Origin of the sequence: Klebsiella pneumoniae complex sp. WS1778, assembly GCF_049472055.1 — a bacterium.
Taxonomy (GTDB): Bacteria; Pseudomonadota; Gammaproteobacteria; order Enterobacterales; family Enterobacteriaceae; genus Klebsiella; species Klebsiella quasipneumoniae.
On record NZ_JBKGTJ010000002.1, the window covers coordinates 717,350 to 730,997 of the forward strand.

15 protein-coding genes and 1 other RNA gene are annotated in these 13,648 nt (G+C 57.5%); 7 read left to right on the plus strand and 9 right to left on the minus strand.

Annotation, left to right across the window (positions count from 1 at the left end):
- Positions 1 to 52: 52 nt before the first annotated feature.
- Complete coding sequence (locus ACLEXF_RS13345; protein ID WP_017898899.1) at positions 53 to 1,285, minus strand: maltodextrin ABC transporter substrate-binding protein; 1,233 nt, start codon at positions 1,283 to 1,285, stop codon at positions 53 to 55.
- 355 nt (positions 1,286 to 1,640) lie between these two features.
- Between ACLEXF_RS13345 and ACLEXF_RS13350 the strand changes: the two genes are divergently transcribed.
- A complete protein-coding gene (locus tag ACLEXF_RS13350) occupies positions 1,641 to 2,750 on the plus strand; it encodes an ABC transporter ATP-binding protein (RefSeq protein ID WP_023319854.1) in 1,110 nt (369 codons plus the stop codon).
- A gap of 235 nt (positions 2,751 to 2,985) precedes the next feature.
- Positions 2,986 to 4,545, plus strand: coding sequence for an EAL domain-containing protein (locus tag ACLEXF_RS13355; RefSeq protein WP_004204766.1), 1,560 nt, complete (start codon positions 2,986 to 2,988; stop codon positions 4,543 to 4,545).
- 62 nt (positions 4,546 to 4,607) lie between these two features.
- On the opposite strand, the gene ACLEXF_RS13360 is transcribed toward ACLEXF_RS13355, so the two are convergent.
- Positions 4,608 to 4,880, minus strand: a complete 273-nt coding sequence (locus tag ACLEXF_RS13360) for a metal-sensing transcriptional repressor (RefSeq protein WP_004204767.1) — start codon at positions 4,878 to 4,880, stop codon at positions 4,608 to 4,610.
- A gap of 164 nt (positions 4,881 to 5,044) precedes the next feature.
- On the opposite strand from ACLEXF_RS13360, the gene ACLEXF_RS13365 reads away from it, so the two are divergent.
- A complete protein-coding gene (locus ACLEXF_RS13365; protein ID WP_130944936.1) occupies positions 5,045 to 5,872 on the plus strand; it encodes a nickel/cobalt efflux protein RcnA in 828 nt (275 codons plus the stop codon).
- A gap of 44 nt (positions 5,873 to 5,916) precedes the next feature.
- On the opposite strand, the gene ACLEXF_RS13370 is transcribed toward ACLEXF_RS13365, so the two are convergent.
- Positions 5,917 to 6,531, minus strand: a complete 615-nt coding sequence (locus ACLEXF_RS13370; protein ID WP_004204770.1) for a YczE/YyaS/YitT family protein — start codon at positions 6,529 to 6,531, stop codon at positions 5,917 to 5,919.
- Positions 6,532 to 6,619: 88 nt separating this feature from the next.
- Here ACLEXF_RS13370 and ACLEXF_RS13375 point away from each other — a divergent pair, with 88 nt between their 5' ends.
- Positions 6,620 to 8,047 carry a PLP-dependent aminotransferase family protein gene (locus ACLEXF_RS13375; RefSeq protein WP_004204774.1) on the plus strand — a complete coding sequence of 476 codons (1,428 nt, stop codon included), beginning with the start codon at positions 6,620 to 6,622 and terminating at the stop codon, positions 8,045 to 8,047.
- Between the two features lie 134 nt (positions 8,048 to 8,181).
- Here the strand turns inward: ACLEXF_RS13375 and ACLEXF_RS13380 are convergent, their stop codons facing one another.
- From ACLEXF_RS13380 to ffs, 3 genes are all read right to left on the minus strand, one after another.
- Entirely contained in the window at positions 8,182 to 8,397 is a 216-nt protein-coding gene (locus ACLEXF_RS13380) for a hypothetical protein (RefSeq protein WP_004142688.1), read from the minus strand.
- The gene (locus ACLEXF_RS13385) at positions 8,394 to 8,651 is read right to left on the minus strand and encodes a hypothetical protein (protein WP_004204776.1); all 258 of its coding nucleotides are present in this window, start codon (positions 8,649 to 8,651) and stop codon (positions 8,394 to 8,396) included. The genes ACLEXF_RS13380 and ACLEXF_RS13385 overlap by 4 nt, the downstream gene beginning before the upstream one ends.
- Positions 8,652 to 8,962: 311 nt before the next feature.
- Positions 8,963 to 9,059, minus strand: an RNA gene (gene ffs, locus ACLEXF_RS13390) — signal recognition particle sRNA small type.
- A 241-nt stretch (positions 9,060 to 9,300) separates the two neighbouring features.
- On the opposite strand from ffs, the gene ACLEXF_RS13395 reads away from it, so the two are divergent.
- Together ACLEXF_RS13395 and ACLEXF_RS13400 are read left to right on the plus strand one after the other, a co-directional pair.
- A complete protein-coding gene (locus ACLEXF_RS13395) occupies positions 9,301 to 9,708 on the plus strand; it encodes a hypothetical protein (protein WP_017898905.1) in 408 nt (135 codons plus the stop codon).
- Between the two features lie 66 nt (positions 9,709 to 9,774).
- Positions 9,775 to 10,086, plus strand: coding sequence for an MGMT family protein (locus ACLEXF_RS13400; RefSeq protein WP_004204778.1), 312 nt, complete (start codon positions 9,775 to 9,777; stop codon positions 10,084 to 10,086).
- Between the two features lie 38 nt (positions 10,087 to 10,124).
- Here the strand turns inward: ACLEXF_RS13400 and ACLEXF_RS13405 are convergent, their stop codons facing one another.
- Positions 10,125 to 10,616, minus strand: coding sequence for a YbaY family lipoprotein (locus tag ACLEXF_RS13405; protein WP_115664651.1), 492 nt, complete (start codon positions 10,614 to 10,616; stop codon positions 10,125 to 10,127).
- 216 nt (positions 10,617 to 10,832) lie between these two features.
- Here ACLEXF_RS13405 and tesB point away from each other — a divergent pair, with 216 nt between their 5' ends.
- Positions 10,833 to 11,696: an acyl-CoA thioesterase II gene (tesB, locus tag ACLEXF_RS13410; RefSeq protein ID WP_004204779.1), complete on the plus strand. Its 864-nt coding sequence runs from the start codon at positions 10,833 to 10,835 to the stop codon at positions 11,694 to 11,696.
- 51 nt (positions 11,697 to 11,747) lie between these two features.
- Here the strand turns inward: tesB and amtB are convergent, their stop codons facing one another.
- Both amtB and glnK read right to left on the minus strand, forming a co-directional pair.
- Entirely contained in the window at positions 11,748 to 13,034 is a 1,287-nt protein-coding gene (gene amtB, locus ACLEXF_RS13415; RefSeq protein WP_004204781.1) for an ammonium transporter AmtB, read from the minus strand.
- 33 nt (positions 13,035 to 13,067) lie between these two features.
- Positions 13,068 to 13,406 carry a P-II family nitrogen regulator gene (glnK, locus tag ACLEXF_RS13420; protein WP_002891893.1) on the minus strand — a complete coding sequence of 113 codons (339 nt, stop codon included), beginning with the start codon at positions 13,404 to 13,406 and terminating at the stop codon, positions 13,068 to 13,070.
- Positions 13,407 to 13,648: the final 242 nt, after the last annotated feature.

A 13,648-nucleotide genomic window follows, 5' to 3' on the forward strand; every position in this document is an offset into this window, starting at 1 on the left:
TTCTACAAACGGGAGGTCCCCCTCCCGCTCGGTGACTTCACGTGACGGTAAATTACTGATTGCTGGCCTGCATCGCTTCAATCTGCATCTTGATCTGTTTCACCGCATTATCGAGCGCGGCCTGCGGCGCCTGCTTGCCGGTGAGGCTCAGTTCAAGCGCGGCATTGGCCGGCCCCCACACTTCCCCCATCTCCGGAATGCCCGGCATAGCCATCGCCCGAGCCGACTGAACGGCGACGGCGCTGGCCTTTTCGTCATTTTTAATCACCGGGTCGTCAATCATCGCCTTCAGCGGCGGGATTTCGCCGGTGGCGACATAGCGGGCTTTTACATACTGCGGCTGGTTGATGAACTCGATAAACTGTTGCGCCAGCGCCTTGTCTTTACTCCAGGTCGATACCACGTAGCCCTTAACGCCGAGGAAGGAGCTCATTGGCTTGCCGTCCGGCAGGGTCGGCAGCGGCACCACGCCATAGTTGATACCGGCGGCTTCATACGGCTGGAAGGCCCAGGGGCCGTTGATCACCGCCGCCGCTTTTTTCTCGGTAAACAGCGAATCAATGGCGTTCAGCCCGTTATCGCCGAGGATCCCTGCGGGGAAGGCCTTCTCGGCATAGAATTTTTTCAGGAAGGTCACGGCTTCCACGGCGCCGGGCGTATTGAGCCCCACCTGCTGCGGATTAAAACCGCCGCCGTCGTTCTTCGCGAAGATATAGCCGCCCATCGGGCCAATCGCCCCCCAGCTGTAGTAGATCTGATCAAACTTGGCCAGCAGGCCGTATTTGTTCTGCTCGCGCTGGGTCTTCGAGTAGTCCAGCCAGGCCTGCAGACTGTCCAGCGGCTTGTCGATCAGGTCCTTGTTGTAGATAAGCACCAGGGTTTCCACCGCTTTCGGGATCCCATACAGCGCGTTGTCCATGCGGAAGGCGTTGATAGAGGCTGGCGTAAAGGCATCCTGTTTCGCCTGCTCAACGTTGAGCGGCGAGAGAAGTCCCTGAACGACGGCGCCGCCGAGCTGGTCATTCGGGATCACCAGTACGTCCGGCCCAATGCCCGCCGGGCCATCGAGGCGCAGCTTTTCCAGCTGCTGGGCATAAGGCATCTCCTGCAGATTGACCTTCACGTTGTACTGCTTCTCAAAATCGCTGACCGCGGTTTTGATGCCAGTGGATTTTTTAATGTCTTCCCAAACGTTGAGCTGCCCGGCGGCATGCGCCTGCAGGCTGGTAAGTTGCCCCGCCGCGAGGGTGGTAAGGATCAGTGCAGCAAGCGTGTTCTTTTTCATTATCAACCTCATGTGAAGGTATAACAATTTAATGGTTTTTTATTTGACTTACGTCTGCCAGTTAGAAAAAAAATCATTTCAAACTGCCTTGTTACATAGAAAACAGACTCTGGTTCGCTTTTGTTATACGCTACGCTTTGATTGGGGATAAAACTACCATAAGCTGCCAGTTGTGTGATCATCCTTGCAGAAATGAAACGCCGCTGTATGGCGCAAAAACCGCGGAAGTTATAGTCAGGACATGATTTTAGCGCTGTTGAATATCGTCACGCTGATTTGTTACACGTAATACAAACACACTCAAATCAGCGACACGCCAACGGCAAACAACGGCTACTCACTTCGGGGAATGTGGATGTCCAATATACGACTGAGGAATGTCACCAAAAGGTTCGGCAGCACGGTGACGCTGCACCAGGTCAATCTCGATATTGAAGATGGCGAGTTTGCGGTCTTCGTCGGCCCTTCCGGCTGTGGAAAATCGACGCTGTTACGTATGATTGCCGGGCTGGAAGAGGTCAGTGACGGGGAAGTGCTGATTGGCGATGAGGTGATGAACGATGTGGTCCCCGCCCGCCGCGGCGTGGCGATGGTTTTTCAGTCCTATGCGCTCTATCCGCATATGACGGTGGCGGAGAATATGGGCTATGGGCTGAAAGTCAATAAAGTGCCGAAAGCGGAGATCCGTCGCCAGGTGGAAATGGTGGCCAAAACGCTGCAGCTCTCTCACCTGCTGGATCGTAAACCGAAGCAGCTCTCCGGCGGCCAGCGGCAGCGTGTGGCCATTGGCCGCGCTATCGTGCGTAATCCCCGGGTGTTTATGTTCGATGAGCCGCTTTCTAACCTCGATGCCGAGCTGCGCGTCGATATGCGCCTGCATATCGCCCGACTGCACCAGGAGCTGAAGACCACCATGGTGTATGTCACGCACGATCAGGTGGAGGCGATGACGCTCGCCGATAAAATCGTAGTCATGAACTACGGGAAGGTCGAACAAATGGGTTCGCCGATGGCGCTGTACTACAATCCGGTCAACAAGTTCGTCGCCGGTTTTATCGGCTCGCCAAAGATGAACTTTTTGCCGGCCACCGTCAGCGACTGGCAGGCAGAGCGCTTAACGGTCACCCTCGCCCAGGACCAACAGCTCACCCTGAACGTTGCCACCCAACCGCTGAAGCCCGGCGCCGCGGTCACGCTGGGGATCCGGCCAGAGCACCTCACGCCGGAAGTCTCCACCGGTACCGTGGTGGAGTTTCAATGTGAAGTGGTGGAGCGTCTGGGCAACAATACCTACCTGTTCGGCCAGTGCTACGGTCACGATAACGTCAAGGTTCTGCTGCCCGGCGACGTCCATTTCCGCCCGTGGCAGAAGATTAATCTGGCCTTCGATGACCGCTTCTGCATGGTGTTTGATGAGAACGATCTGCGCATCAGCGCCGATATCACGGCGCCGGACGCCCACTAAGCCAACATATTGCTGTCATCTGCGCAGCGTATGCTGCGACTGAATGCCGGAATACATCCTGCCCGGCATTCACACCCTCATTTTTATTCTGCTGCATCGGAATCATCCTTCTCTCCCGGCATCGCAGGTTATTGTGATGCCGGTTTTTTTGCCCACGCAGCGCGATTTCTCCCGCTGCGCCCGGTTTATCTTTCGCATATACTGATGACACCCGGCGAACGATAAGGATACAGGCATGAGGACCCGGCATCTGATGGCGCTGTTTACAGGAGTGCTGATACTGGCCATCATCCTGCCTATCTCGCTCAGCATCTGGCAGGCGGCGCGGCAGGCCAAAATGCAGTTCTATCGTGAGCTGGATGATTATTCCAACCGTATTGTCGTCCGCACGCTGCAGGTCGCCGATCAGGCCCGGGAAGCACTGCGGGAGGCCGACTCACACTCTGCCGCTTCCTGTAGCCCGGAGCATCTGCTCGCCCTCCGCCGGATCGCCTATACCCATCGCTACGTGCAGGAAGTGCTCTGGCTGGAAGATTCCGTACCGCAATGCTCCTCCCTGGAAGACCATAGCGTTGCGGTGACCTTCCCGCCACCGGACCACATTGCCCCCGACGGCTATCGCACCTGGCTGACCTCGATTAACGATCTTGGCCTTAATCACCAGATGACGGCCATGGCCAGCCGGCAGCATATGGTAATGATCGATCCCATCTCCTTCATTGATGTGGTGCCCGCCAGCGAGGAGAAGATCCATACCATGCTGTTTGGTTTGGACCATCTGAAAATGGTGATCAGCAGCCAGCCGCTGCCGGCGAAGGTCTGGCAACGGATTAAAGATCCGCACCTGAATATGCTGACCCTGGATAATACGGTCTACCGGATCCAGCGCATTCCCGAGCTGGGATCCGGCATTGTGACCTGGTCATCCACGCTGCCGCTACAGCAGCGTATTCGCCAGCAGCTGATCTTCTGGCTCCCTGTCGGCATCTTCACCAGCCTGCTTGCCACCTGGCTGCTGCTGCGCCTGCTGAGACACCTGCGTTCACCGCGCAACAGTATGCTGGACGCCCTCAATTCCCAGGCGATTCAGGTTCACTATCAGCCGATTATTTCATTGCAGGACGGAAAAATCGCCGGGGCCGAAGCGCTGGCGCGCTGGCAGCAACCCGACGGCACCTTTTTATCGCCGGATATCTTCATTCCCCTGGCCGAGCAAACCGGACTGATCACCCAGCTGACGGAAGATATCGTCAGGAAAATTTTTGCCGACCTGGGTCCCTGGCTGAGGCAGCGGCCGGAAGTGCATATCTCCATCAACCTGTCGGTGGATGACTTACGCTCTCCCACCCTACCCAAGCTATTACACGATCAGCTGCAGCACTGGGGGATCGCCGCGGAACAGATTATCCTTGAGATCACCGAGCGCGGGTTTGTTGACCCGGAGACCACCATGCCGGTGATCGCACACTACCGCGAGGCCGGGCACCGCATTTCGATTGACGATTTCGGTACCGGCTACTCCAGCCTGAGCTATCTGCAGAAGCTGGACGTCGACACGCTGAAAATCGATAAATCCTTTGTCGATACCCTCGAGTACCGGCCGCTGACGCCGCACATTATTGAAATGGCCAAGGCGCTCAATTTGGCCACCGTCGCCGAAGGGGTGGAAACCGTAAGCCAGCGCGATTGGCTGAGACAGCATGGCGTTCAGTACGCCCAGGGCTGGCTGTACAGCAAAGCGCTGCCAAAAGAGTCGTTTATTCTGTGGGCGGAAGAGAACCTCCATGCGCATTAAGCGGCAGGCGGCCTGCGCAGAAGGTCAGCGGGCGCGGCCTCTTCGCCGCCCTCTGCCGGAGGCTACTTCAGATAGGATTTAATCACCTGCATCACCGTCTCCAGATCCGCCTCACGCTGCGTCTCGTCTGGCTCTTTCACCACATGGTCGGTGAGATGTCCCTGGATAACCTGCAGCATCATGCCATTGACCGCGCCGCGGATCGCCGCCAGCTGCTGTAGCACCTCAGCGCACTCATGCTCGCGATTAAGCATTTTCTCTAATGCGGTACTCTGCCCCTGAATTTTCTTCAGCCGGGTCAGTAACTTCTTTTTGTCTCTCACTGTGTGTGACATTACGCGATCCACCGTTTTTTTCTGTCCGGGATTACCGACCTGCGTGGTCAGCAACGCCTGCCAGCATACCATGATCCCTTTTATTAGCCGCTTTATCTACTGGGGGGTAGTATTTTACTACTGGGGGGGAGTAGGATAAACGCACTTTTGGCAAGGATCCCGATATGAACGATTTCACTTCCCTTTTGCAGCAGGGCAATGCCTGGCTGTTTATTCCCAGCGCAATACTGCTCGGCGCGCTGCACGGCCTCGAACCCGGGCACTCAAAAACAATGATGGCCGCCTTTATCGTGGCGGTGCGAGGAACCTTAAAACAGGCGGTACTGCTGGGGCTGGCGGCCACGGTTTCGCATACGGCGGTGGTCTGGCTGATCGCCATGGCCGGTCTGTGGTTTGGCCGCGGCTGGAACGCCCAAACCTCTGAACCCTGGTTTCAGCTGGTCTCAGGGATTGTCATTGTGCTGATTGCCTGCTGGATGCTCTGGCGCACCTGGCGCGAATCGCAGCCCCACACGCACCATGATCACCACCACGAACATGATCATCACCACGAACATGATCACCACCATGACCATCACCATGCGTCCTCATCCGCCGCGCCGCTGGTGGCGGAAGAGTGGCAGGATGCGCATCAGCGGGCCCATGCTCAGGAGATTAACCGGCGCTTCGATGGCCGCCAGGTGACCACCGGGCAGATCGTGCTGTTTGGCCTGACCGGCGGGCTGATCCCCTGCCCGGCGTCCATTACCGTGCTGCTTATCTGTTTACAGCTGAAGAAATTCTCGCTGGGCGCCACGCTGGTGCTGGGCTTTAGCGTCGGTCTGGCGCTGACGCTGGTGGCTTCAGGGGCTATCGCCGCCCTGAGCATGAAACATGCCACCCGCCGCTGGCCGTGGCTTAACGACCTCTCGCGCAAGGCGCCCTGGATCTCAGGTGCACTGATTATTGTGGTGGGGATCTACATGATGCTTCATGGCCTGAGCGGTCTGTAAACCACAAAGCGCCCTCTTCTTGACGACGAGGGCGCGGGTTCCCTTCAGGAGACGCTCTCCCGGGGAGTGTTGACCGCGTTGCGGTTGACGGGCTGACTGAACCACGGCAGGCACAGCTGGATAAGCGGTCCAATCGACAGCGCGTAAATGACGGTTCCGACGCCAAACTTGCCCCCCAGCAGACAGCCAATCAGCAGCACGGAAAGCTCGATCGCCGTCCGGATACCGCGCAATGACCAGCCGGTGCGAGCGTGCAGGCCGGTCATCAGGCCATCGCGCGGACCCGGGCCAAACCCCGCGCCAATGTACATCCCGGTGGCGATAGCGTTCAGCACAATCGCCACCACCAGCAGCGCACTGCGCGCCACCAGCGATTCCAGCGGCGGCAGGACGGCCAGCGTGGCGTCCGCCGCCAACCCCAGCACTATCACATTGCTCACCGTACCGAGCCCCGGCATCTGCCGGATCGGGATCCATAGCAGCAGCACCGCGGCGCCGGTCAGAATAATCACGGTCCCGAAACTGATCCCCAGCTGTTTAGCCACTCCAAGATGAAAGACGTCCCACGGATCGGCGCCGAGATTAGCATGCACGAAGAGCGCCGTGGACACGCCGTAGAGCACCAGACCGATATATAACTGCAGCAGGCGACGAAGCATATTTTTTCCTCAACATCATTGCGAATGCCCTCATCATCAGCAAAAATGGACTGATAATTAATGGCCAGTTTTGGAAAAGTGGATCGCTATGTCAGCCCGACGCTTTGGAACACAGTCCCTGGTACGCCTGCTCGGCAACTGGCAGGAGTCCAGTTCACGCACACCGCTATGGCGCCAGCTGGCGGAAGCGCTCCGCCTGCTGATCCTCGATGGCCGTCTGACGCTACAGACGCGCCTGCCCGGCGAGCGCGAGCTGGCGGCGGCCCTCAACGTCAGCCGGACGACCATCGCCAGCGCCCTCGGCCAGCTGCGGGAGGAGGGATTTCTCCAAAGCCGCCAGGGAAGCGGGTCGCGCATTGTTTTGCCGGAACGCCCTGCCGACCTGCCGCCGCCCTCTGCGACCCCCTCGACGATCAATCTCTCTACCGCCGCCCTCAGCGCCGGTCCGGAGGTCCATCAGGCCTTCCAGCATGCCATGACCCTGCTGCCGCCCTATCTCGCCCAGACCGGTTACGATCAGCAGGGGCTCCCGGTGCTGCGGGAAGCGATTGCCCGGCGCTACAGCGAACGTGGCCTGCCGACGCGGCCCGATGAAGTGATGGTGGTCAACGGCGCGCTCAGCGCCTTCGCGCTAATCCTGCGTCTGTTCACCGGCCCCGGTGACCGGGTGGTCATTGATGCCCCGACCTATCCAATGGCCATCAGCGCCATTCAGGGCGCCTCCTGCCGGCCCATTGGGGTCGCACTCCCACAGCAGGGGTGGGACTGCGATGGATTCGCGGCGATCATTGCGCAGACCGCGCCGCGTCTGGCGTGGCTGATGCCGGATTTTCACAACCCCACCGGGCGCTGTATGGATGCCCTCACCCGCCAGCGGGTCGCGGACATCGCGGCCAGGACGCGAACAACGCTGGTGATCGATGAGACCATGGTCGACCTCTGGTATAACGCCCCGCCCCCGCCGCCGCTGGCCTGCTTTAATCCCGACGCCGCGGTGATCACCATCGGTTCGGCCGGGAAAAGTTTCTGGGGGGGACTGCGCATCGGCTGGATCCGCGCCAGCACGCGAACAATCGCCTCGCTTATTCAGGCCCGCGACTCTCTGGACTTGGGTACGCCGCTGCTGGAGCAGCTGGCCTGCAGCTGGCTGCTGGCAAACGCCGCCACGCTGCTGCCGCCGCGACGGGAGATGCTGAAGGCGCGCCGGGACATGTGCGAAGAGCTGATGAAAGAGTATTTTCCCCGCTGGCGCTTTACGCCACCGGAAGGCGGGCTCTCTTTTTGGGTGGAACTCCCTGACATGCTAGCCACTTTGTTCTCTGCGCGTGCGGAAAGCCAGGGGATCCATATCGGCACCGGCACGCGGTTTGGTCTGGAGGGCGCGTTCGATCGCTATTTACGTCTGCCGTTTACGCTGCCGGATGAAGCATTGCGCCAGGCCTTCTCCACGCTACAACCATTGTGGCACAGCCTTGCAGAACAGCGGGAAAGTACGCGTTTGCGGAAAATAATATAAGAAAATATCGACGGGCTGGCTTCAGCCCGTCAAAAGTCCGTCATCCATGAGGTATATGAGATGTTTTTATAAAATTGCCTGGGTATCCTGCCATCTGGTTATGGCAACCCGGTGACGGAAATAAGGCAATTTCATTAATGCTGGCGCGGAATAGGAAACCCTTTCAAGGAAATAATAAAGCCATCTTCATCTTTTTTAATTTTAGCGCCGGTGTCACACCAGTCGGAGGCAATGCGAAAGAACTCATCACTACCGATATTCCAGTTCAGGCGAACGTGTTTCACGTATCCTGAGCGCAACATATCGCAGGCTTCGCTGTAGTTGCTGGCTGTAGAGAATTGTTGTTTCATTTTTTCTTCTTCAGAAGTTTTCTTAATGCTTTGATTTCTTTAGGGGTTAATGGCGTCGCTTCCTCTTCGGTATGCTGGCTGTCAATGTCCTCTTCCGTCACCCCCGCCTCATCTGCTGACGCCTCCAGCTGAAAAGCCAGCTGCAGCAGCTTTTCCGTTGCCGTACCCAGGTTCTCGTTATTCACTTCCGCATAATGACGCAACTTCTCTTTTAACTCAGCGTCAATTTTTACATTCAAAACCACTGTGGTCATAGCTACGCTTCCCGTGCAATAAAATCATCATAATTAATACACGAAGTTAACATGCTGATCCAGAGATATATTTTATAGCATGGATCTGGCAACAAATTCCCACCAATAAGATGCGCTTTATTTATGACACGCAAATGACATTAATATTTCAGTAGCATTTCAGATTTATGACAAGTAAATATTATGGAATAAGTAGAGGGTGTTTTAGCAACTAAAAATAATATGTGATCTGTATCAGAAATAAATTCTGGCCAGCAGAGAAGACCGCACAAATACAAGGGGAAAATTACGAAGGCCGAAATGGGTGGGGGCCCTGCCAGCTACATCCCGGCACACACGTCGTCTGCTCTGGCTGCTTCCTTCCGGACCTGACCTGGTAAACAGAGTAGCGTTGCGGGAGAACCAACAGAGCCCCCATTGAGAGCGTTGTTACCCAACGCGCTGGCGCATTATCCCTGCTGACCTGGTGAATTGCAAGCACGCCCCGACTGCCTGCTGGTTTATTGCGCAATAACGCGAATAAAACCAGTCACTCACGCTCAACCTGTGAGATTGCGAGCGCGCGCTCAGCACACAGTCGGGATATCCACCATACTTAGCCATCTTGCGTCCCCTTTTATCATCAGCACCTTGTCTCGACGGTAATCGAATGACTGACTCATCACCACAGACCATCACTCTGCCTTTACCCGCCATTGAAGGGATGACCATCGCCTTTCAGGGGGTGAATTATCTGCGCCCTGAAAAAATGCTCGACTTCGTGACCATCAGTCAGGCGCCGGTGCGGGCGGTCACGCCGCTGGCGCTGCTCTATTCCACCGTCGGCGTCCTGCGCCAGGTGGAACTGCGCAAGCTACCGGTCTACATCAGCGGTCGGGTGGTATACCCCATCTCGTCGCTGACCATGCCGGGCCTGCGCGCGAAGCTGATCATCAACGCGACCTCGCAGCGGTTAAAATTCCTTGAGAGCCTCATCGCCAGTTCACCTTCCGACAATGTCCATGGCATGCAGATCCTCGGCCTCGCTCTGACGTTCACCGTCGAACAGCCCGCCTGATCGGGCAGGCTGTACAGCCTGAAGATCAGCGCTTATGCTGGCGTTTTTCGGGTAACAGGACTGAATATGGATCCGCACGATACATTTCCCCAACGTGTCTGGCACATTGTGGCGTCGATACCGGAAGGGTATGTCACGACCTATGGCGACGTCGCCAGGCTGGCTGGTTCGCCGCGCGCGGCGCGCCAGGTGGGCGGTGTGCTGAAGCGTCTGCCGGAAGGGTCCACTCTGCCCTGGCATCGGGTAGTCAATCGCCATGGCGATATCTCCCTCACCGGCCCCGATCTGCAGCGGCAGCGTCAGGCGCTGCTGGCCGAAGGGGTGCAGGTCTCCGGCGGCGGCCATATCGATCTCCAGCGCTATCGCTGGGTTTACTGAAGACCAAAAAAAAGCCCCCATTCGGGGGCTTAGCGAGCTTACTGTGCGACAGGCACGGCGGTCTGCTGAACCGGAACCAGCGTCAGGTCGGCATGGGTGCCCCCCTGGTTGATCACCGTCTGCACGGTATCGGTAATGAACATCAGCTGGCCGTTAACCGTAATCGCTGCGCTCAACAGAATGCGGGCGTTCGGTTGAATATCTGCCGGGTTGTAAGGCAGTGCAAAGTTGAATGGCGCCTGCTTGCCTTCGGTACGCACCGCTTTTTGCGACAATACGCGGGCTGGCGCATCGGCCAGAGAAGCATCCGACAGGGTCACCGTCAGCACCGCATCCGGCGGCAAAGCGATTCTCTGGCGGATATTAATCGTCCCCGTGACGCTCGGCTGCTGCTGCGCCACGCTCAGCGTCGCAATACCGTAAGGGTCGGGTGCGGCCGCCTGCGTCGAAGAATTGTTCGAGTGGTGATTAGCACAGGCGGTCAGCGTCGCGGCGACGGTTAAGGCACTAAACATATAGGCAAATTTCATGATGTTCTCCTTATCATCCCTTAATACCCAGGAGGATGTTCCGCCGCTTCGCCGGCAGGAACTTTCGTGTCGTCAATAAGTGTGGCACAGATCGCAGATTTCTTCCTGTTGACCGGTTGTTATTCAGATTATTACACCCATCGGACCACTTGCGATTCCAGGTTATACTTTGCCACATTACGCGCGCGGCGCCGCCATTGTTAACTGAGGAAAAGTATGAGTCAGGCACTCTCTAACCTGCTGGCATTATTAGATTTGGAAAAAATTGAGGAAGGGTTGTTCCGTGGACAGAGCGAAGACCTGGGATTGCGCCAGGTTTTTGGCGGCCAGGTGGTGGGCCAGGCGCTGTATGCGGCAAAAGAGACCGTGCCCGTTGAACGTCTGGTGCATTCGTTTCACAGCTACTTTCTGCGCCCCGGCGACAGTCAAAAACCGATCGTCTACGATGTGGAGGTGCTGCGCGACGGCAACAGCTTTAGCGCCCGCCGGGTCGCCGCCATCCAGAACGGGAAGCCGATCTTCTATATGACCGCCTCCTTCCAGGCGCCAGAGCACGGCTATGAACATCAGAAAGCGATGCCGGCCGCCCCCTCCCCTGATGGGCTGCCTTCGGAAACCGACATTGCCCGCAAGCTGGCGCATCTCCTGCCGCCGCAGGTGAAAGACAAATTCCTCTGCGATAAGCCGCTGGAGATCCGCCCGGTGGAGTTTCATAACCCGATGAAAGGCCATATCGCCGAGCCGGTGCGTCAGGTGTGGCTGCGCGCCAACGGCGCCGTTCCCGACGATCTGCGCATTCATCAGTATCTGCTGGGCTATGCCTCGGACTTTAACTTCCTGCCGGTGGCGCTGCAGCCGCACGGCGTTGGTTTCCTTGAGCCCGGCATGCAGGTCGCCACTATCGATCACTCGATGTGGTTCCATCGGCCGTTTAATATCAATGAGTGGCTGCTGTACAGCGTCGAAAGCACCTCGGCCTCCAGCGCCCGCGGCTTCGTCCGCGGCGAGTTCTACACCCAGGATGGCACGCTGGTTGCCTCAACGGTGCAGGAAGGGGTGATGCGCAACCGCAACGCATAAAAAAAGCCTCCCCTACGGGAGGCTTTTTGCTACATGGAGAAGGGTTTTCTGTCAGGCGTTGTAAGCGTTTTCGCCATGGCTGTTGACGTCCAGCCCTTCGCGCTCCTGCTCTTCCGGCACGCGTAGCCCTACGGTCATATCCGCTACTTTGTAGCCGATAAAAGCGACGACGCCGGACCAGACCACGGTAATGCCGATACTTTCCAGTTGCACCAGCAGCTGATGGCCCATGGTGACGCCTTCCGCATAACCGACGCCGCCCAGAGAAGTCGCCGCGAAGATACCGGTCAGAATACAGCCGACGATGCCGCAGACGCCGTGAACGCCGAAGACGTCGCAAGGGTCATCCACACGCAGCCAGCGTTTCAGCGCAGTCACGCCCCAGATACCCGCCAGGCCAGAGGCGATACCGACGATCAGCGCGCCGCCGACACCGATATAACCACACGCCGGCGTAACGCCAACCAGACCGGCAATTGCCCCGGAGCAGGCGCCCAGCAGTGAAGGTTTGCCGCGCAGAGCCCATTCGCCAAAGGTCCACGCCAGGATAGCAGCGGCGGTCGCCACGACGGTGTTAACGAACGCCAGGGCCGCGATTTCATTCGCTGCGCTGGCAGACCCGGCATTGAAACCGAACCAACCCACGTAGAGGATAGCGGTGCCGGTGAACACCATCGGCAGGTTATGCGGTTTGAACGCTTCTTTGCCGAAGCCCACGCGTTTGCCCATCATATACGCGCCCACCAGCCCGGCGACCGCGGCGTTGATGTGCACAACGGTGCCGCCGGCGAAATCCAGCGCGCCATGCGTCGCCAGCAGACCGCCGCCCCAGACCATATGCGCAATCGGCACGTAGGAGAGCGTCATCCACACCACCACGAAAATCAGCACGGCGGAGAAACGGATACGTTCAGCCAGCGCCCCGACGATCAGCCCGACGGTGATGCAGGCGAACGAGCCCTGGAAGGCGACGTGGATATACTGATAGAAGGTGCCCATCAGCGCTTTCAGTTCAATATTTTTCAGCATCACCCAGTCAAAGCTGCCGAAGAAGCTGCCGCCGGTGCCGAAGGCCAGGGTATAGCCATAAATGACCCACAGTACGCAGACCAGGCCAAAGGTGACAATCACCTGCGTCAGCATGGAAAGAACGTTCTTACCGCGGATCAGGCCGCCGTAAAACAGCGCAATCCCCGGGATAGTCATAAACAGAACCAGCGCGGTGCAAATCATCATAAACGCGTTATCGGCTTTGTCCGCCACCGCAGGCGCGGCCATCGCCAGCCCCGGAAGAAGGGCTAATGCCCCCAGACCCGATTTCATTGTTGCCATTTTCATTGTTTCGTTCCCCATCACTGTGTGGTCTGGAAATTACAGTGCCGCTTCGTCAGCTTCGCCGGTACGGATGCGAATGACGCGCTGCAATTCAGCGACAAAAATTTTGCCGTCGCCAATTTTTCCGGTGTAAGCCGCTTTGCTGATGACATCGATAACTTCATCCAGCTGATCGTCGGCGATCGCCACATCAATCTTCACTTTTGGCAGAAAGTTGACGCTATACTCGGCGCCGCGGTAGAGCTCCGCATGTCCTTTCTGACGGCCAAATCCTTTGACTTCAGTGACCGTCAGGCCCTGAATGCCGATGGAAGACAAGGCTTCACGCACGTCTTCCAGTTTGAATGGTTTGATTACCACGGTAACCAGCTTCATAAGTCCCCTCCAGTCAGTATTCGGTAATGGCCGCAGCTAACACGATGGATATAAAGCAAGGGCTATGCCAGAAATGAAAAAAAGCCGCTGAGCGGCCCTTTGATGGCAAAAAACAGGCGAGAGGTCAGGCATTAGCCGGCGTAAAGGCATTTAACGGGCAAAAATGCACCACAGCGGTGCATTTGATGTAACGTTTTTGCACCACGACAGGCCGCCCAGCCTTCGCTGCCTGCTGGTGGTGC

What these genes read in the sequence shown, in the direction of transcription:
- ACLEXF_RS13345 (WP_017898899.1), bottom strand. Translation starts at nt 1,285, where the DNA reads ATGAAAAAGAACACGCTTGCTGCACTGATCCTTACCACCCTCGCGGCG.
- ACLEXF_RS13350 (WP_023319854.1), top strand. Translation starts at nt 1,641, where the DNA reads ATGTCCAATATACGACTGAGGAATGTCACCAAAAGGTTCGGCAGCACG.
- ACLEXF_RS13355 (WP_004204766.1), top strand. Translation starts at nt 2,986, where the DNA reads ATGAGGACCCGGCATCTGATGGCGCTGTTTACAGGAGTGCTGATACTG.
- ACLEXF_RS13360 (WP_004204767.1), bottom strand. Translation starts at nt 4,880, where the DNA reads ATGTCACACACAGTGAGAGACAAAAAGAAGTTACTGACCCGGCTGAAG.
- ACLEXF_RS13365 (WP_130944936.1), top strand. Translation starts at nt 5,045, where the DNA reads ATGAACGATTTCACTTCCCTTTTGCAGCAGGGCAATGCCTGGCTGTTT.
- ACLEXF_RS13370 (WP_004204770.1), bottom strand. Translation starts at nt 6,531, where the DNA reads ATGCTTCGTCGCCTGCTGCAGTTATATATCGGTCTGGTGCTCTACGGC.
- ACLEXF_RS13375 (WP_004204774.1), top strand. Translation starts at nt 6,620, where the DNA reads ATGTCAGCCCGACGCTTTGGAACACAGTCCCTGGTACGCCTGCTCGGC.
- ACLEXF_RS13380 (WP_004142688.1), bottom strand. Translation starts at nt 8,397, where the DNA reads ATGAAACAACAATTCTCTACAGCCAGCAACTACAGCGAAGCCTGCGAT.
- ACLEXF_RS13385 (WP_004204776.1), bottom strand. Translation starts at nt 8,651, where the DNA reads ATGACCACAGTGGTTTTGAATGTAAAAATTGACGCTGAGTTAAAAGAG.
- ACLEXF_RS13395 (WP_017898905.1), top strand. Translation starts at nt 9,301, where the DNA reads ATGACTGACTCATCACCACAGACCATCACTCTGCCTTTACCCGCCATT.
- ACLEXF_RS13400 (WP_004204778.1), top strand. Translation starts at nt 9,775, where the DNA reads ATGGATCCGCACGATACATTTCCCCAACGTGTCTGGCACATTGTGGCG.
- ACLEXF_RS13405 (WP_115664651.1), bottom strand. Translation starts at nt 10,616, where the DNA reads ATGAAATTTGCCTATATGTTTAGTGCCTTAACCGTCGCCGCGACGCTG.
- tesB (WP_004204779.1), top strand. Translation starts at nt 10,833, where the DNA reads ATGAGTCAGGCACTCTCTAACCTGCTGGCATTATTAGATTTGGAAAAA.
- amtB (WP_004204781.1), bottom strand. Translation starts at nt 13,034, where the DNA reads ATGAAAATGGCAACAATGAAATCGGGTCTGGGGGCATTAGCCCTTCTT.
- glnK (WP_002891893.1), bottom strand. Translation starts at nt 13,406, where the DNA reads ATGAAGCTGGTTACCGTGGTAATCAAACCATTCAAACTGGAAGACGTG.